General features: G+C 49.0%; 17 protein-coding genes. 7 read left to right on the forward strand and 10 right to left on the reverse strand.

Going from position 1 to position 18,011, the window contains the following annotated elements; translation table 11 throughout:
* Positions 1-81: 81 nt before the first annotated feature.
* Positions 82-714 (reverse strand): multidrug efflux system transcriptional repressor MtrR, encoded by a 633-nt coding sequence (gene mtrR / locus DQN52_RS07610; protein WP_003786920.1) that lies wholly within the window; start codon positions 712-714, stop codon positions 82-84.
* A 196-nt stretch (positions 715-910) separates the two neighbouring features.
* Here mtrR and DQN52_RS07615 point away from each other — a divergent pair, with 196 nt between their 5' ends.
* The 3 genes from DQN52_RS07615 to DQN52_RS07625 all read left to right on the forward strand — a co-directional run bounded on the left by DQN52_RS07615 (position 911) and on the right by DQN52_RS07625 (position 6,944).
* Entirely contained in the window at positions 911-2,200 is a 1,290-nt protein-coding gene (locus DQN52_RS07615) for an efflux RND transporter periplasmic adaptor subunit (protein ID WP_032827719.1), read from the forward strand.
* Between the two features lie 15 nt (positions 2,201-2,215).
* Entirely contained in the window at positions 2,216-5,383 is a 3,168-nt protein-coding gene (locus tag DQN52_RS07620; RefSeq protein WP_003786916.1) for an efflux RND transporter permease subunit, read from the forward strand.
* Between the two features lie 130 nt (positions 5,384-5,513).
* Positions 5,514-6,944, forward strand: coding sequence for an efflux transporter outer membrane subunit (locus DQN52_RS07625; protein ID WP_032827751.1), 1,431 nt, complete (start codon positions 5,514-5,516; stop codon positions 6,942-6,944).
* A 198-nt stretch (positions 6,945-7,142) separates the two neighbouring features.
* On the opposite strand, the gene tal is transcribed toward DQN52_RS07625, so the two are convergent.
* Positions 7,143-8,198 (reverse strand): transaldolase, encoded by a 1,056-nt coding sequence (gene tal, locus DQN52_RS07630; protein ID WP_032827718.1) that lies wholly within the window; start codon positions 8,196-8,198, stop codon positions 7,143-7,145.
* A gap of 129 nt (positions 8,199-8,327) precedes the next feature.
* Between tal and DQN52_RS07635 the strand changes: the two genes are divergently transcribed.
* Entirely contained in the window at positions 8,328-9,293 is a 966-nt protein-coding gene (locus tag DQN52_RS07635; RefSeq protein ID WP_003786909.1) for a KpsF/GutQ family sugar-phosphate isomerase, read from the forward strand.
* 24 nt (positions 9,294-9,317) lie between these two features.
* Positions 9,318-10,163 carry a 3-deoxy-8-phosphooctulonate synthase gene (kdsA, locus tag DQN52_RS07640; protein ID WP_003786907.1) on the forward strand — a complete coding sequence of 282 codons (846 nt, stop codon included), beginning with the start codon at positions 9,318-9,320 and terminating at the stop codon, positions 10,161-10,163.
* A gap of 74 nt (positions 10,164-10,237) precedes the next feature.
* Here the strand turns inward: kdsA and DQN52_RS07645 are convergent, their stop codons facing one another.
* Genes DQN52_RS07645 through DQN52_RS07680 form a run of 8 tightly spaced genes read right to left on the reverse strand, consistent with a single transcriptional unit; the run spans position 10,238 to position 16,539 of the window.
* A complete protein-coding gene (locus DQN52_RS07645) occupies positions 10,238-11,485 on the reverse strand; it encodes a beta-ketoacyl-ACP synthase (RefSeq protein WP_003786905.1) in 1,248 nt (415 codons plus the stop codon).
* Between the two features lie 31 nt (positions 11,486-11,516).
* Positions 11,517-12,245 carry a 3-oxoacyl-ACP reductase FabG gene (gene fabG / locus DQN52_RS07650; RefSeq protein WP_003786904.1) on the reverse strand — a complete coding sequence of 243 codons (729 nt, stop codon included), beginning with the start codon at positions 12,243-12,245 and terminating at the stop codon, positions 11,517-11,519.
* A 48-nt stretch (positions 12,246-12,293) separates the two neighbouring features.
* Positions 12,294-12,782, reverse strand: coding sequence for an ApeP family dehydratase (locus DQN52_RS07655; RefSeq protein WP_003786902.1), 489 nt, complete (start codon positions 12,780-12,782; stop codon positions 12,294-12,296).
* Positions 12,775-13,989, reverse strand: coding sequence for a beta-ketoacyl-ACP synthase (locus tag DQN52_RS07660; protein ID WP_003786900.1), 1,215 nt, complete (start codon positions 13,987-13,989; stop codon positions 12,775-12,777). Before DQN52_RS07660 ends, DQN52_RS07655 begins: the two co-directional genes overlap by 8 nt.
* An 18-nt stretch (positions 13,990-14,007) precedes the next feature.
* Entirely contained in the window at positions 14,008-14,409 is a 402-nt protein-coding gene (locus tag DQN52_RS07665) for a hypothetical protein (RefSeq protein ID WP_003786897.1), read from the reverse strand.
* Positions 14,406-15,197 carry a lysophospholipid acyltransferase family protein gene (locus DQN52_RS07670; protein WP_032827717.1) on the reverse strand — a complete coding sequence of 264 codons (792 nt, stop codon included), beginning with the start codon at positions 15,195-15,197 and terminating at the stop codon, positions 14,406-14,408. The genes DQN52_RS07665 and DQN52_RS07670 overlap by 4 nt, the downstream gene beginning before the upstream one ends.
* Entirely contained in the window at positions 15,179-15,892 is a 714-nt protein-coding gene (locus tag DQN52_RS07675) for a beta-ketoacyl synthase chain length factor (protein ID WP_003786894.1), read from the reverse strand. The genes DQN52_RS07670 and DQN52_RS07675 overlap by 19 nt, the downstream gene beginning before the upstream one ends.
* Positions 15,893-15,924: 32 nt before the next feature.
* Complete coding sequence (locus tag DQN52_RS07680) at positions 15,925-16,539, reverse strand: 4'-phosphopantetheinyl transferase superfamily protein (RefSeq protein WP_230478910.1); 615 nt, start codon at positions 16,537-16,539, stop codon at positions 15,925-15,927.
* An 80-nt stretch (positions 16,540-16,619) separates the two neighbouring features.
* Between DQN52_RS07680 and DQN52_RS07685 the strand changes: the two genes are divergently transcribed.
* On the forward strand, positions 16,620-17,129 hold the full coding sequence (locus DQN52_RS07685) for a hypothetical protein (protein WP_003786890.1): 510 nt from the start codon (positions 16,620-16,622) through the stop codon (positions 17,127-17,129).
* A 72-nt stretch (positions 17,130-17,201) separates the two neighbouring features.
* Positions 17,202-18,005: a glycosyltransferase family 2 protein gene (locus tag DQN52_RS07690; RefSeq protein WP_003786888.1), complete on the forward strand. Its 804-nt coding sequence runs from the start codon at positions 17,202-17,204 to the stop codon at positions 18,003-18,005.
* Positions 18,006-18,011: the final 6 nt, after the last annotated feature.

Below are 18,011 nucleotides of genomic sequence, written 5' to 3' on the forward strand. Positions count from 1 at the left end.
AGTCATTCAAAAAAGCGACTCACGCCACGCGCCTGCCGCTTTGTTGGTGTATTCATTAATCGTGGCGCAATTATACCTAAATCAAGCAGCCTGCACCAATAAACCTTGTTCCAGCGTGTTCATGCTGGTGTCGATGATGCAACGTGCGGTGGGCGTTAAATCGAACCGCTCTGGGTCGCTAATCCACATCAAAATCAAGCCAGCCAAATTGCTTTCCAAATACCAGCTTGCCAGTTGCAAATTGGTGTGTGCAGGCAATTTTTGTTGCGCTTGGCTCAATTCGAACGCGCGCATAATCTGAAAACGAATGCTTTTGTGGTAGCGCGTTGCCAAATCGGTAATAGTTTGATTATTGGGCGTGCGCTCGCATTTAAGGTTCATCACGCTGCAAAATTTGCGCTGCTGCTCATCGTTTTGCAGCAAGTCAAATAAATCATACAAACTTTGGCGCAAATGTTGCCACACATCGGACGCTTGTTCTAGATTTTCATCGTTGATTTTATTTAGGAAAACATGGAATTTTTGTTCAAATAACGCTTCGAATAAATCTTCTTTGTTCTTAAAATGCCAATAGAGCGCACCGCGTGTGACCCCTGCTTCTACGGCGATTTCATGCAGCGATGCTTGGGTAACGCCTTTGCGCCAAAAAACTTCTAATGCAGCGTTTAACAAATGTTGGCGTGTTTTTTGCGCTTCTTCTTTGGTTTTTCTCATAAATTTGGGGCTTTCTGTTTGCGTTACACTTTGAAATGTAAACAACTTTAAATCGCTACTATAAAAATTGTGAAGCTATGTAAAAAAGTTACAAAGACATTCATCGATGTATGTATAATAGCGCGTTTTTTATCTTTGTCATAGCAGAATGCAAATTTATCAAGCAGCCTGCACACTCATCTCATCAGGAAAACCTATGAAATTACATTCAACTAAACGCATGGCAGTGATTGCCGTCGCCACTTTGTTGGCATTGGCAGCCTGCAATAATTCGGCACAATCGGAAGCGCAACAAAAAGCCGCCGCCGCACGCGCAGCACACGTTCCCACCGTTAATGTGGTAACGGTTCAACCGCAAAATGTTTTATTAGAATACGATTTGCCAGGTCGTTTGGAAGCCGTTAAATCGGCAACCATCGTGCCGCAAGTGAGTGGTATTGTGCAACGCCGTTTATTTGAAGAAGGCACAATGGTGCGCGCAGGGCAGCCTTTGTATCAATTAGACGATGCAACTTACACTGCCAGCTTGGAAAGTGCGCGCGCTAGTTTATTGAGCGCACAAGCTGCCGCCGCCAAAGCCGATGCGGACTTAGCTCGCTATCGCCCATTGATGGCAGCCGATGCGATTAGCAAACAAGAATACGATGCAGCGGTGTTGGCAAAACGCTCTGCCGAAGCGCAAATTAAAGCAGCGCAAGCCTCGATTCGCGCAGCGCAAGTGAATGTGAACCGCGCGCGCATTGTGTCGCCGATTACAGGTTTTATTGGTCAATCGTTGGTAACCGAAGGTGCGTTGGTAACAGCCAATTCAACCCAAATGGCAACGGTTAAACAAACCGATGTGTTGTATGTGAATATCCAGCAATCGTCTGCGGAAATTTTGCAACTGCATCGCCAGCTGTTATCGCAAGAACGCGTACGCAATGACGGCATTCAAGTGGGCATTTTGTTAGAAGATGGCTCGGAATACGAACACAAAGGTCAGCTGTTGTTTATTGATAGCTCGGTTGATGAAGCCACAGGTCAAGTAATGGTTCGCGCTGCCGTGCCTAATCCAGAGCAATTGTTGCGTAGCGGTATGTATGTCCGCGTGAAATTGCCGTTGGCTGGCGTGTTGAATGCCTTTGTTGTGCCACAACAATCCGTGACTCGTGGCGAAAAAGACACGGTTATGGTGGTAACGCCAGAAGGCAAAATGGAACCGCGCGTTGTGAAAGTAACAGGACAAAAGGGCGGCGATTGGGTCATTACCGAAGGCTTGAAAGCAGGCGATAAAGTGATTGTCGATGGCACAATGATTGCCGCAATGTCGGGCGCACAAAAAGTCCAACCAAAAGAATGGCAACCTGCCAATAAGCAGCCTGCACTTTCGATGGCTGCACCAAGCACATCTGTACCTGCAACCAATGTGCAGGCTGCTTCTGAATCTGCATCGGCAGTGCAGGCTGCTTCTGCAACCGAATCAGCAGCTTCTGCGGCGCAATAATAGAAAGGCAGAAACATGGCTAAGTTTTTTATTGATAGACCGATTTTTGCATGGGTAATTGCCATTTTTATTATGCTGGCAGGTGTGATTGGCATTTCCAAATTGCCTATTTCGCAATATCCATCGGTTGCCGCACCCACCATCACTTTGACTGCCACCTACCCAGGTGCATCGGCACAAGTATTGGAAGACAGCGTGTTGGCGATAATTGAACGCAATATGTATGGCGTAGAAGGTTTGGATTATATGTCCACTTCTGCCACATCAAGCGGACAAGGCTCAATTACACTCACGTTTACGCCCGATACCAACCCCGATTTAGCGCAGGTAAACGTACAAAACAAACTGTCCGAAGTAAATTCGCAGTTGCCCTCCATCGTGCAACAAAATGGTGTGAACGTATCCAAAGCGCGTTCTAACTTCCTGATGGTGGTGATGCTGACTTCGGATACGCGTAACACAGAAGAAATTGCCGACTACGCGCAACGCAACGTCATTCCCGAATTACAACGCATTGATGGTGTAGGCAATGTGAATTTGTTTGGCGCACAACGTGCCATGCGCGTGTGGGTTGACCCAGCCAAACTCAAAAGCTACGGTTTATCGTTTGCCGACGTATCGTCTGCCATTAGCGCACAAAACGCACAACTGGCGATTGGCTCTTTGGGCGCACAACCTGCCAATGTAGGTCAAACCATTTCGGCAACCATCACCGCAGATGGTCAATTGAAAACCGCCGAAGAATTTGGCGCAATCATGCTCAAAAGCAATGCAACAGGTGCAAACGTATATTTGCGCGATGTGGCAAAAATTGAATTGGGCAGCCAATCATACGGCTCGACATCACGCTTAAACGGCAAACCCACCACAGGTATGGCGGTATCGCTTTCTACTACGGGTAACGCCATGGCAACGGCTACTGCCGTTCGTGCCAAAATGGCAGAATTGGAAGAATTTTTCCCATCTGGTGTGACTTGGGTTGCACCGTATGACACATCAAAATTCGTAGAATTGTCGATTAAAAAAGTGGTTAGCACGCTATTTGAAGCGATTGCATTGGTGTTCTTGGTGATGTTCTTGTTCTTGCAAAACTTCCGTTACACCTTGATTCCGACCATTGTTGTACCGATTTCTTTGCTCGGTGCATTTGCCGCCATTTCGTATTTGGGCATGTCCATTAACGTGATGACCATGTTTGCCATGGTATTGGTGATTGGTATCGTGGTCGATGACGCGATTGTGGTCGTGGAAAACGTAGAACGCATTATGGCGGAAGAAGGTTTATCGCCACGTCAAGCCACCAAAAAAGCCATGCGCCAAATTTCGGGCGCGGTGATTGGTATCACAGCCGTATTGATTTCGGTGTTTGTGCCACTTGCCATGTTCAGCGGCGCAACAGGTAATATTTATCGCCAATTTGCCTTGACGATGGCATTTGCAATTGGCTTTTCAGCATTTTTGGCGTTGTCACTCACCCCCGCTTTGTGCGCAACCATGCTCAAACCGATTGCCAAAGGACACAATCATGCTAAAACAGGCTTTTTTGGCTGGTTTAACCGTAAATTCAATTCTGGCACACGCACTTATTCTGGCTGGATTGCCACAACCTTGCGTAAAGCAGGTGTGATGGTGGTGATTTATTTAGCGATTATTGCAGGTGCAGCCGTGTTGATAAAACGCTTGCCAACTGCATTCTTACCCAACGAAGACCAAGGCTTCATTATGATGAGTATGCAGTTGCCAGCAGGTGCAACCCAAGAACGTACCGACGCTTCTTTGGCAACCGCGACACAAATCATCACCAATATGCCCGAAGTAGAAAACTTGATTACCGTATCGGGTTTCAGCTTCTCGGGTAACGGTCAAAACATGGCAATGGGTTTTGCAATGTTGAAAGATTGGAGCGAGCGCACCGCACCTGGTAGCGATGCCAACTCATTGGCTAACAAAATCACAGGCGCGTTGATGGGTACATTGCAAGATGGTATGGCATTTGCATTAAGTCCGCCACCGATTATGGAATTGGGTAACGATTCAGGTTTCGGCTTCTATTTGCAAGACCGCAGTAACGCAGGACACGATGTCTTGCTGGCTCGCCGCAACGAATTGATGGGCAAAATGCGTCAAAACCCAATGTTCAACCCACAACAAATTCGCAGCAGTGGTTTGGAAGACGCACCACAGCTGAACATTGAAATTGACCGCGCCACCGCCGCCGCACAAAACGTCAGCTTTACCAGCATTCGCAATGTGTTGGGCGTGGCATTGGGTTCGTCTTATGTAAACGACTTCCCCAATCAAGGACGTTTGCAACGTGTAATTGTGCAAGCCGATGCCAAAGCGCGTATGCAGCCTGCGGACATTTTGGCATTGACCGTGCCAAACAATCGTGGCGAACTCGTGCCTTTGTCTAACTTTGTCAAAGCAACGTGGAAAACAGGCATGGAACAAAGCGTACGCTTCAACGGCTACCCAGCCATGCAGCTAACAGGCGCACCTGCCGCAGGCAAATCCACAGGCGAAGCGATGGCAGAAGTGAAACGCATGGTGGACGAATTGGAAGGCGATTTCAGCTTGGAATGGGCAGGTCAATCGCGTGAAGAAGCCAAAGGTTCATCGCAAACCACTATGTTGTATGCGTTTGCGGCGTTGGCGGTGTTCTTGGCATTGGCGGCTTTGTATGAAAGCTGGTCGATTCCATTTGCTGTGATTTTGGTTGTACCGTTGGGTATTTTGGGGGTGGGCGCAGGCGCGTTGATTCGTAGCTACGGAAACGACATCTACTTTACCATTGGTATGATTACCGTAATGGGTTTGAGCGCGAAAAACGCCATCTTGATTATTGAGTTCGCCAAAGACTTGCAAGAAACAGGCAAAACCGCTGCCGAATCTGCCTTACGCGCGGCAAAATTGCGTTTCCGTCCTATTTTGATGACTTCGTTTGCATTTATTTTGGGCGTTGTGCCATTGTATATTGCAACAGGTGCATCGGCGGCAAGCCAACGCGCCATCGGTACTTCGGTATTCTGGGGTATGTTGATTGGTACGATTTTGTCGGTATTCCTTGTGCCAATGTTCTATGTTATGGTACGCAAAGTCTTCAAAGGCAAACCTGTTCCCGAACAAGGCGAATTGGATTTGTTTGATAACGAAGAAGACATGGATTTTCCGCGTAAAGATTAATCAATAAAAAAGTGCAGGCTGCTTTGCCCTTTTGTCCAAATCTATGATTTGGGTATAAAAGGGTATGGCGCAAGCCATTGAACAAAAGGGCAAAGCAGCCTGTAACTTAAATCACACAGAAAGCAAAATCATGAAAAAACAGTTAAGCATCATTGGTATGAGCATTGTGCTGTCGGCGTGTAACCTTGCGCCCAAATACGAACAGCCACAAATTAACCTGCCAAGCGAGCAATTTCAATACAACAGCAGCAACACCCAAGCCATTCAAGCCGCATCGTTGGGCTGGCAAGATTATTTTGCTGACCCACGCTTGCACGCATTGATTGAGTTGGGCTTAAAAAACAACACCGACTTGCGTACGGCAAACTTGAATGTAGAACAAGTTCGCGCACAATATGCGATTACCCGTTCGGCACAATTACCAGGTTTGGACGGCTCGGCAGGCGCAACACGCAGCCACAACCCTGCTAATGGCGTGGGCGAAAGTTACAGCGTAGGCTTGGGCATTTCGGCATTTGAATTGGATTTATGGGGACGTGTTCGCAACAACAGCGAAGCCGCCTTGCAAAGCTATTTTGCCAGCGCAGCCAGCCGCGATGCCACGCATTTGAGCTTGGTTTCTACCATTGCCAAAGCCTATTTCAACGAATTGGTTGCCACTGCTAACATGGAATTGGCAGACCGCACCTTAAACAGCTACGAAGAAACCTATCGTTTAATGCAGTTGCGTCATCGCGCTGGTGTGATTTCGGCTTTGGAATTGCGCCAACAAGAATCGCTGATTGAATCGGCAAAATCCAGCTATGCAGGCGCGGTGCGTTCGCGTGAACAAGCGCGTAACCAATTGGAATTGCTCATCAGCCAAAAATTGCCAGAAGATTTGCCTGCACCATTGCCTTTGGCGCAGCAATTCAAAATTCAAGATTTGCCAGCAGGTTTGCCGTCTGATTTATTGCTCAATCGCCCAGACATCATCGCGGCGGAACACAATCTAAAACAAGCCAATGCCAATATTGGTGCAGCGCGTGCGGCTTTTTTCCCACGCATTAGCTTGACCAGCAGCATTGGTTTGGGTAGCAATCAATTAAGCAATTTGTTTGAATCGGCAAACAAATCGTGGTCATTTGGTGGTTCGTTGAGCGTGCCAATTTTTGATTGGGGCAACAACAGTGCCAACTTGGACGCAGCCAAAATCGCACAACAAAAAACTGTGGTGGCATACGAAGCGGCGGTGGAATCTGCATTCCGCGATGTTGCCGATGCTTTGGTGGCGCGTGCAGCGTTTACCAGCCAATACCAATCCAACTTGGCGCAAAACAAAGCCCAAAGCGAGCGTTTGCGTTTGACCCGTTTGCGCTACAAACACGGTGTGTCTAGTTCGTTGGATTTATTGGACGCAGAGCGCAGCCATTATTCATCAACCAGCGCAGTTTTATCTACACAGTTGAGCTTGCTGGAAAACTTGGCGGACTTGTATAAAGTGTTGGGCGGTGGTTTAAAACGCCACACGCAAGACAGCAATGATGTGCAGGCTGAGACCTTTGCAAAACTCCAGATTTGAGTGCAGTTCAAAGTGATAGCATCGCAGAACGCGCAGATAATATTGAAATATTTTCAAGCGTTCGAGAAGCGCATCACGAAGAAATGCGCCAAAGATGGGGTTTTGCAAAGGTCTCAGGCTGCTTCGTCTGCACAATAATCAATCCATAACAAAGCAGCCTGCATTTTAAAAATGCAGGCTGCTTTGTTGTTTTTTGGATTACGCCAACGGTGCAAGCAATTTAGCAAACGCGTCTTCAAATTGTTTCAAACCATCGTTTTGCAAACGGGTTGCCAGCGTTTCCAAATCAATGCCCAATTCGGCAACTTGGGCGATGTTGGCGAGCGCAACGTCTGTTTGTTCGGGCAAAGTCAAAGTCGCTGTGCCGTGGTCAATAAATGCCGCCAAAGTCGCATCGGGAACGGTGTTTACGGTGTGTGCGCCAATCAAGCTGTCCACATACAATGTGTCGGAATAGGCAGGATTTTTTACGCCTGTTGATGCCCACAACAAAGACACAGGATTCGCGCCTTTTTCTGCCAACCCCACAAAAGCAGCCTGCGCGAAATATTGTTGCCAGTCTTGATACGCCGCTTTTGCCAACGAAATCGCCACCTTGCCTTGCAAATATTCGGGTATAGTCGCGTCCAAAGCATTGTCCACACGCGAAATAAAGAAACTTGCCACGACTTGAATCGCACGAACATCGCGTCCTGCTGCCAAGGCTTTTTCAATGCCTGCCACATAAGCGTCATAGGCTTTAAGCGTTTGGGTGCGCGAGAACAACAAGGTCAAGTTCACGCTGATGCCTTCGGCAAGCAATCCTACCAAAGCTGCCAAGCCTTCATCGGTGGCAGGCACTTTAATCATCACATTGGGGCGATTGATTGCGGCGTGCAAGCGTTTGGCTTCGGCAACCGTGCCTGCGGTGTTGCGTGATAATTCGGGCGATACTTCCAAGCTCACAAAACCTGTTTTGCCGTTGGTGCTGTCAAATTCGGCGCGGCAAACATCGCAAGCAGCCTGCACATCGGCGATTGCCAGCGTTTCGTAGATTTCTTTTGCGCCCAAACCTTTGGCTTTGAGTGCGGCAATTTCAGGCGTGTACAAAGGGTCGCCCGAAAAGGCTTTTTGGAAAATTGCAGGATTGGATGTTACGCCACACACGCCGTTTTGCAAAAATTGCGCCAATTCGCCACTTTGCACCAAACTGCGCGATAAGTTGTCCAACCAAATTTGTTGTCCGAGTTGTTTTACGTTAGATAGAATGCTCATGTCCGATACCTTATGTTTGGGTTGAGAGAATAAACCGCAAATGCTAAACTGTTTTAACTGTCTTGAACAGTCTTTTACCCAAATCATTTCTATTTTGCGCGTGTTATTTAATCATCAAACGGAATCAACATGAATCATCAATATCTTACATGGGCGCAACAAGCATTAAGTATAGAAGCACAGTCCATTGCCGAAATATCGCAAAACTTGGGCGATGATTTTGTGCAGGCTGCTTTGGCGATTTTGAACTGCACAGGTCGCACGATTGTGATGGGCATGGGCAAATCGGGACACATTGGGCGCAAAATTGCCGCTACATTGGCATCAACAGGCACGCCAGCGTTTTTTGTCCACCCAGCCGAAGCCGCGCATGGCGATTTGGGCATGATTTTGGACAACGACGTGGTGCTGGCATTGTCCAATTCGGGCGAAAGCGATGAAATTTTGGCGATTTTGCCTGCACTCAAACGCAAACACACCACGTTGATTTGCATCACGTCCAATCCACAATCCAGCATGGCGCGGTATGCCGACATTCACATTCAAGCCAAAGTATCGCAAGAAGCCTGCCCATTGGGGCTTGCACCCACGTCCAGCACCACCGCCGTGTTGGCATTGGGCGATGCGCTGGCGATTGTGTTACTCAAAGCGCGACAATTTACACCCGAAGACTTTGCATTGAGCCACCCAGCAGGTAATTTAGGACGCAGGCTGCTTTTAACGGTGCGCGATCTCATGCATCAAGGCGATGCGCTGCCAGCCGTGTTGCAACACACACCATTGCGTGATGCTATTTTGACCATGAGCGAAAAAGGCTTGGGCATGGTCGGCATTATTGACGAACAAAGCAGTCTGCATGGTGTGTTTACCGATGGCGATTTACGTCGCCTATTTGCACAACACGAACGTGTCGGAATTTTTACCATTGACGAAGTGATGAAAACGCAACCATGCACCATTTCACCCGATAAACTCGCCAGCGAAGCCCTAAAACTGATGCAAGACAAACGCATCAACGGCTTGTTGGTTTGCGAACACGGCAAACTGGTTGGCGCATTGAATATGTATGATTTACTCAAAGCTCGTGTTATTTAATTATTTATTTTATAAAGGAAAACTATGAACACCGTTCACATTCAAAACATTGCCGTTGCCAACGAAAAACCGTTCACTTTGTTTGGCGGCATCAACGTGCTGGAAGACTTGGATAGCACACTTCGCGCCGCCGAGCATTATGTTCGTGTAACCCAAAAATCGGGTATTCCCTATGTATTCAAAGCATCGTTTGACAAAGCGAATCGCTCATCGGTGCATTCGTATCGTGGCGTAGGCTTGGACGAAGGCATGAAGATTTTGGCAGCGGTCAAAAGCGAATTTGGCTGCCCTGTGATTACCGATGTCCACGAACCGTATCAATGCGAACCCGTTGCCGAAGTGTGTGATGTGCTGCAACTGCCTGCATTTTTAGCGCGTCAAACCGATTTGGTGGCGGCAATGGCAAAAACAGGTCGCGTCATCAACATCAAAAAACCACAGTTTTTAAGCCCAGCGCAAATGAAAAATATTGTGGAAAAATTCCACGAAGCAGGCAATCAACAAATTGTGTTGTGCGAACGCGGCGCACAGTTTGGCTATGACAATTTGGTGGTGGATATGCTGGGTTTTGGCGTGATGAAAAAAACCTGTAATAACGCGCCTGTGATTTTTGACGTTACCCATTCTTTGCAACAACGTGATAGTGGAGCAGCCGCATCGGGCGGTCGCCGTTCGCAAGTGTTGGATTTAGCGTTGGCTGGCATGGGAACGCGCTTGGCTGGCTTGTTCTTGGAAAGCCACGAAAACCCAGACCAAGCCCGTTGCGATGGCCCAAGTGCCTTGCCATTGGCGCAACTGGAAGACTTTTTGCTGCGTGTGAAAGCGGTTGATGATGTAGTGAAGTCGTTTGAGCCGTTGCATATTGCGTAATGCAAAAAATACATAAAAAGCAGCCTGCACATTAAATAAACAAAATGTGCAGGCTGCTTTTCAATACGTTCAACTTACTCCATCCAACGCTTAAAAATCAACGATGTATTCACGCCACCAAAGGCAAAATTGTTGTTCATCACATATTCGGTTTCAATGTGGCGACCGCTGCCACGAATAAAATCCACATCGCCACAACGCTCGTCAATTTGGTCTAGGTTAATCGTGGGTGCAAACCAATTTTGGCGCATCATTTCTATGCTAAACCAGCTCTCCAACGCACCACACGCGCCCAAAGTATGCCCCAAATAACTTTTTTGCGAACTCAATGGCACATGACCAAACACGGCGGCGGTGGCTTGCGTTTCGGCAATATCGCCTTGCTCGGTGGCTGTGCCGTGTCCGTTTACATAGCCAATCGCGCTGGGTGCGATGCCTGCATCCACCAATGCCAACTCCATGCAGCTTTTCATCGTGTCTTTTTCAGGGCGAGTGATGTGGCTGCCGTCTGAACTCGCACCATAGCCCACCACTTCGGCAATGATGTTTGCGCCACGTGCTTGGGCGTGTTCCAAGTTTTCCAAAACCAACATACAACCGCCTTCGCCAATCACCAAGCCGTCTCGGTTGCAGTCATAAGGGCGCGGCGTGTTTTCGGGATTTTGGTTTTGGCGACTGGCGGCGTATAAGCTATCAAACACAATCACTTGCGACGGGCTTAATTCTTCTGCGCCGCCTGCCAACATCATCGGGATTTTGCCGTATTTAATCGCTTCGTAGGCATAACCAATGGCTTGGCTGCTCGATGTACACGCGCTAGAAGTCGGAATCACACGTCCTTTTAAACCCAAAAAGATGCCGACATTGGCAGCGGTGGTGTGCGGCATCATGCGAACATAGGTGTTGGCATTGAAGCGATTGGGTAATTTGGACAACAACAAACCCACGTCCAAAATATCTTGTGGGCTGCCCGATGACGAGCCTGCTGCCACGCCCATTCTGCCGTCTTGAATCATGCTGTTTAGGTTTAAGCGCGATTCGTCCAACAAACCAGCCTGCACCAAGGCTTGTTCGGCAGCATCAACACAATATTGCGATACCAAACCCATGCTGCGTAATTGTTTGCGCGTCCAATGGGCTGGGGCGGTGTAATCGGGAATGGGCGCGGCTAATTTGGCTTCTAATTCAACAAATTCATCGTATTCTGGCATGGCGCGAACTGCGTTTTTTTGTGCGGCAAAAGCAGCCTGCACATTGTGCCAATCGCGTCCAAAGGCGGAAATTGCGCCAATGCCTGTAATCACTACTCGGTTGGTTTTCATTTGATTTTGTTCCTATCTATTGGACTACGACTCAACACAATCCACCATTAACAGCAATCACTTGGCGCGTGATGTAGCCCGCTTTTTCGTCCATTAAAAAGCGCACGGCATGGGCGACTTCTTCTGGCTGACCCATGCGGTTGGCTGGAATCGCTTTCAGAATTTCATCAACTGGCGTGTTGTCGTCCAAAATATCTGTGTCAATTAAGCCTGGGGCAACGCAGTTTACGGTGATTTTTCGCTTGGCAAGTTCCACCGCCAAGGCTTTCATCGCGCCAATTAAACCTGCTTTGGACGCGCTATAATTGACTTGACCGCGATTGCCCATAATGCCCGACACCGAAGCCATGCACACAATGCGTCCAGCAGCACGGCGGCGAATCATCGGCATAATAATCGGGTGCAACACATTGTAAAAGCCGTCCAAATTGGTACGCAAAACGCTGTCCCAATCGTCATCAGAAAGCGCGGGAAAAGCATTGTCGCGGGTTAGCCCTGCATTGAGTACCACACCATAATACGCGCCAAATTGTTCTACATCGGCGGTTAGGATTTCGCGGCAGGCAGCGCGGTTTGCCACGTCAAATTGTAATACACGGCAGTTGCTCCCCATGTTTTGAATGGTTTGGCGGACTTGTTCCGCTTCATCGCGGCGACTGCGGCAATGCAGCACAATGTCAAAGCCATCGGCAGCCAACGCCAAAGCCACTGCCTTGCCAATGCCACGATTTGAACCTGTGATTAAAACGCTTGGATTCATGTTTTTGAGTTGTCCTTTTGATAGGTTAGGGGAAAGACCCCGATAATTTTATCCATGCTCGGCAGTCAGATTGAGTAACACTGCCAAATCCGCATCGCTGCTGGGGCTAAACACATTCATCGCGCCGTGTATCAAAACTTCGTCTGTATGGCAATGACGCAATTCGCAATCAAACACGCCCATGCCCGATTGGTCTTGCCACGATTGTTTGACCACCACCAGCAATTCTGTTCCCACCGCAATCGCAGGCTGCGAGAACATCAGTTTGCGCGTTCCCAACAAAAAGCCCAATCGCACCGCTTCGCCACGCGCTAAATGGTGTGCGCCAGCCCAAGCCGCTACGCCTTGCGCCATGATTTCTGCACCCAAATAACTGGGCAACGCATCTGCGCCCAATGGCAACAAAATATGCTCTGCGCCAATGTGCGCCCATGCTTGTAAGCTGTGTTCATCGCACGAAATGATTTTGTCTAGCAGCATCATGTGTCCGCTGTGTGGCAGCAATTTGGCTGGCGAAATGCGTTCCCAATCAAGCATGACATTCTCCCATAATCAACACAGCGTTGTTACCGCCAAACGCAAACGATGAACTCGCGCCAATGCGTTGTGCGTTTGCGTTTTGCCACGCGCTGTTGGCATCGGTTAGCAAAATGGGGGGCAGGGCGGTGTCGCGTATGCCGTCCCATTGCTGGGCAGGTAGTTTGCCTTGCGGATTGTGTTGGCGCGAAATTACGCCCCACAAAAATGCGGCCTCCAATGCGCCTGCTGCGCCCAAAGTATGCCCTGTTAAAGGTTTGGTTGATGTGGCTGGTGTGGCGCAACCAAAGACGCTGGCAACGGCAAGGCTTTCCATGCTGTCGTTGTGGTGCGTGCCTGTGCCGTGTAGGTTTATCCAGCCGATGTCGGACGCGGACATTTGGGCGTGTTCCAAAGCTGCGCTAAATGCGGCTGCTGCACCCGAGCCGTCTGGGCGTGGCGATGAAATATGATAGGCATCGCTGCTTGCGCCATAGCCCAACAAGGCAATGCTTTCTGCATCATCCAACGGTTCGCGTGTGGCGATGAATACCGCCACTGCTTCGCCAATGTTGATGCCGTTGCGATGTGCCGAAAAGGGATTGGCAAGCGAATCGGACAACACTTCCAACGAAGCAAAACCGTTAATGGTGAGTGGCGATAGCGTATCCACACCGCCGCAAATCACGGCATCGCACACGCCCGATTGCAGCAACCGTGCCGCACTCATCAAAGCACGCGCACCTGATGTACACGCGGTGGATACGCCATAGCTCATGCCTTGTAAACCATAAATTTGTTGCACAAAATCGGCTGGGTCGCAATGCAGTTGGGTCTGTTGCTTGAATGAATACGTTGCAGGCTGCCTTTGTGCCATTTGCTCAAACAGCGGCAAATTTTCGTCTGCACCGCTAACCGAAGTCCCCATGACAACACTAATGCGCTCATTACCAAAGCGTTGTTGAATCAACTGGATTTGCGGTTCAATCTGTGCCAAAGCGTCCCACAACAAACGATTGTTGCGGCTAACGTGTTCGGGCGCGATGTGGCTGGGAAACGGACGCAATTCACGTTGCACCGCGCCAAATGCCAAACGGCGGTTTTGCACCCAATCGCTGCTCCATGATAGCGGCGATGTGGCTGGTGGATTCAATAGCGTGTGCAGATGCTGTTCCAAGCCGCTGCCCATGGCGGACACTAGGGCTGGCTTGCTTAAATAAATCGTCATGAAAAATAAACTTTCGTGTTATTCAGATTCAATCGGCGTGATGCGCCATGTTTGTTGCGGCAACGCAATGAGTGCAGGCTGCTTGATGCCTTGCCGAAACAGCGGAAACAACGCAACAAACAACGCTTGTGCATCATGATTGGGTGGAATAAAGCCGTCTCGCTGCCAGCCTTGTGCCGTTGCCAGCAATCGCGCTTGCGGTGCGCCAAATATATCGGTTTGCACCCAGCGCGTAATGCCATTGGCTTGACCTTGCACCGTGAGCAGGCTGGTTTGAACGACGTTTTCCGCTGCGTCCAATTTGTCTAGCTGAAACAGCAAAACCTGTTGTTCAGCCAGAGTAGGGCGGTCTTGTGGCGCATAGGCAACCGAACAGGCGGTTAGCCAAGTCAGTAAAACAAAATACAAAATGTTTTTCATGTGGATTCCGTTGGTTGAAGTGCAGGCTGCTTTTCGCGTGTTTGCTGATTAAAATAATCCTGCAAATAATCGTTTAACCGCCGTGCTGCAATCGGCAAAGGTTTTTCCGCCAGCCAAGTTTGTAGGTCAATATCGTCGCCCACCACAAAGTGATACACAGGTTTTTGCAGCGGAATGCGATACCACGGCTGCCCTTTTTTGTAGTTGGGCGGCGACATTTTAACGGCAATCGGCGTAATCACTTTAGCACTGCGTAACGCCATAGACACCGCCCCGCGATGAAATTTCACTTCGCCGTCCCAGCCTGTGCGCGTACCTTCGGGAAAAACTAGCAGGCATTGTTGTTGCAAAATGCGGTCTATTTCTTCCACAAAATCCAAGTTTTCTTGGTTGAGTACATAACCACAAGCACGGATTTGGCTGTTCATAGCTGGATTGTGTAGCAAATCGGCTTTAACAATGCAGTTGGCTTGCGGCACACGGCTTAATATAAACACCACGTCCAATAGCGACAGGTGGTTTGCCAAAATCATTTGCCCCTGTCGCCCCAATTTATCAAAACCATGAAAATGCGCTTCTACAATCCCCATTTTGATTAAATATTGCGTGAACACATACCACGATTGCGTTACTCGTTTTCGGGCGAGAAATTGCGTGTGCAGGCTGCTTTGAAAGCGTTTGCCAGGCCCCAAATACAGTTTAAACAACACACCAAACACACCAAAAATCACAAAGCCCAAAGCCGTAGCAAACAGTCTATACCATTGATTTATTGTGTATGTTGCCATTGCCATTCACTCTTTGGATAAAAATGACGAAATGCGTTTTTTTGCAACAAAATATGGCGAACAAAATCCAATGCGCCCCAATAATGTGGCTCGGTTGTGGGCGATGTCGCTGCGTGGCGTGTCAAAGTCCAATCGCTACCACGTTCCAGCACCGCTGCCACCGCATACGCAAAAGGCGCGGTTAGCACAGTTTTGTCGTCCAAATCACAAGGTTCATCGGCAGTCACCACCAACACTTGTTTTGCACCGTCTTGCAACATGGCAGCAGCTTCGGTACACGCCAACTCCCAGCCATCGTATTGCGCCACAATCGCCGTGTTTTCGCTGGTGTCGCCACGCAGCATAGACCATTGCCCCACCAGCGCATTGTGTACCGACAAACCAAACGAAGTCGGCGATACGCTCTGTTCGCGCAACAAAGACACAAACAATTCAATATTGCGATTCACTTCGCCATCGTGCGACACAAACACGGTGGGACAATGTTGCTCACCCACCGCTTGATGCGCCGCCTGAAACATCAATCGCGCCGACAAGCTCAATCGTCGCCGTTGCAGCGCAGGCAAAAAAGCGATATCAGGTTTTTGTTCGGGCAAATCGTGTGGCGAAAGCGTGCCGTGTGCCCAGTCTAGCCAATGTTCGGGCGTGGTTAATCGGGTGGACACGGCATGCCATGTGCGGATATTGAATTGCATGATGAAAAGTCTGCCAATAAAGAAGATGCGGATTATACCGATAAAAACGTGGCGCGTAGATGTGGCAAGCGGTTCGCGCAATCGCCCAAGCCTTGCCATTGCACCGCCAAATCGCTTTGATACGCCACACACGCCACTAAAAATTGCTCGCATTGCCACACGCGCCCAAACCAACCTGTTTGACCCTGTGTGTGTAGTTGCCATTGCTGTTTATGTTGTAACAAGCCTACTTGCGCCAAGTCTGCCCATTGCCCATTGCTGGCTTTGACCAAACTTTCTTTTAGCGTCCACAAGATTAAATGCGCGGCGGTTTGACAAGATTGCTGTTGCAGCCAGCGGCATTCGTCATCGCTCAAAATCCAATCGCGCCATGCCGAAAAATCACGCGATTGAATCGGCTCTATGTCCATACCAAAGTGCAGGCTGCTTTTGCTGGTTAGCCACACGGCACGGTATCGGCAATGACTTAACACACCGTTTGAGCAAGGCGCAACTGCTTTAATCGCGCGGCTGATTTGCCAGCTTGTGCGTTGTTCTAATGCAGGATTTTTTTGAACACGAAGGCGGTCGTTGGGCGACAATTTTTCGGGCGCATAGTGTTGTGCATAATCATTGGCGGCATAATAAAGTGTAAATTCGGTTTGCATTTTGAAAACAATTTCGCTTACAATCTTGTTGTATCTTAACAAAAACTTTTTCAAACCCCAAACTTTTAAGGAGTTTTGCTATGAAATTACATCAAACTTTATCGCTGATTGCCGTGGCAACCTTGGCTTTGAGCGCATGCCAAAGCAATGGCGGCAGCAAAGGTACAGACTCATCGTCTAGCGCATCATCAAAAGGCGTGTGCCAACAAGTGCGTGGCGACACAAGTGGTGGCGGTCGCAATGTGTTGTATCGCTGCAATGGCAATGCGGTATTGAATTCAGCCGAAGCGCAATCGATTTTATCGGGCGGTGCGCGTGTGCAATTTGGCTCGGCAGATTCGGTTATCAAAGCAGGCTTAATCACGCGTCAATCGGCAAACCGTGTCGGCAAGTCAGACGAAGAAACCTGCGAACGCGCTTTCATCAACGCAGCGAAAAAATTCCAAGACACCGCAGCCAAACACGGTGGCAGCCGCGTAGGTAATTTCCACAGCTATTTAGATAGAAAACCATTGAGCGGTGGTCAATATATGTGCGAAGTTGGCACATTCCACGGTCGCGTAGTGATGCGTGGCGATATTGCTCGCTAATCCCATTTATTTAATAGAGCAAGGCGTGTTGATATTAGGTTTACAAATCAACACGCCTTAATTATTTTGACTATGAAATTAGACATTATTATCCCCTGCTACAACGCAGCCAGCACCCTAAATCGCGCCGTAGAAAGCAGCCTGCAACAAGCCGAACTGCACCAACTTTGGCTGGTTGATGACGCGTCCACCGATGACACTTGGGCGCACATTCAAGCGTGGCAAGCGCGTTATCCCAGCCGTATCCAAGCGTGCAGGCTGCCTGATAACGGTGGCGTTGCCCGAGCGCGAAATTGGGGCGCATTGCAAAGCCAAGCCAAAATCATCGCGTTTTTAGATGCCGATGACGCGTATCAAGCCCACGCATTGCAGGCTGCTTTGTATTGCTTTGAACAGTTGGATTATTTGGGGCTAATTCGCCTGCGTTTACAAGCCGTTGGACTAGATTCGCGCTATGCCAATCACCCCAACATTGCCCAAGCATGGCACAGCTTGCAAATGACCGTTGGCGGCAATACCGTGTTTCGCCGCGCCTTTTTTCTGGCTTGTGGCGGTTTTCCGCAAGACGCATTGTTCCGCGAACTGGGCGGCGAAGACGGCACACTGGGCATTGCCACCACACAAAGCAGCGTAGTGGGGACGTTGTTTGCCGATAGTGAACCTGCCGTGTTGCATTATTGTCGCGCAGGAATGCACGCCGAACGCCTGCTTGATGCCTATTTATTTCAGCAGCACGATAGCCGCGTAACGCCCGAAAACTACGCCCAAGCGCAAACCGTTACCAGTCAAATTCATCAGCAATTACAACAACTTCGCCCAATATTGAATCAAGCACAAAATGGCTCGATGCCGCTAACCGTCAGCCGAGCAGAGTAGGGGACT

Origin of the sequence: Kingella kingae (assembly GCF_900475905.1) — a bacterium.
Classification (GTDB): domain Bacteria; phylum Pseudomonadota; class Gammaproteobacteria; order Burkholderiales; family Neisseriaceae; genus Kingella; species Kingella kingae.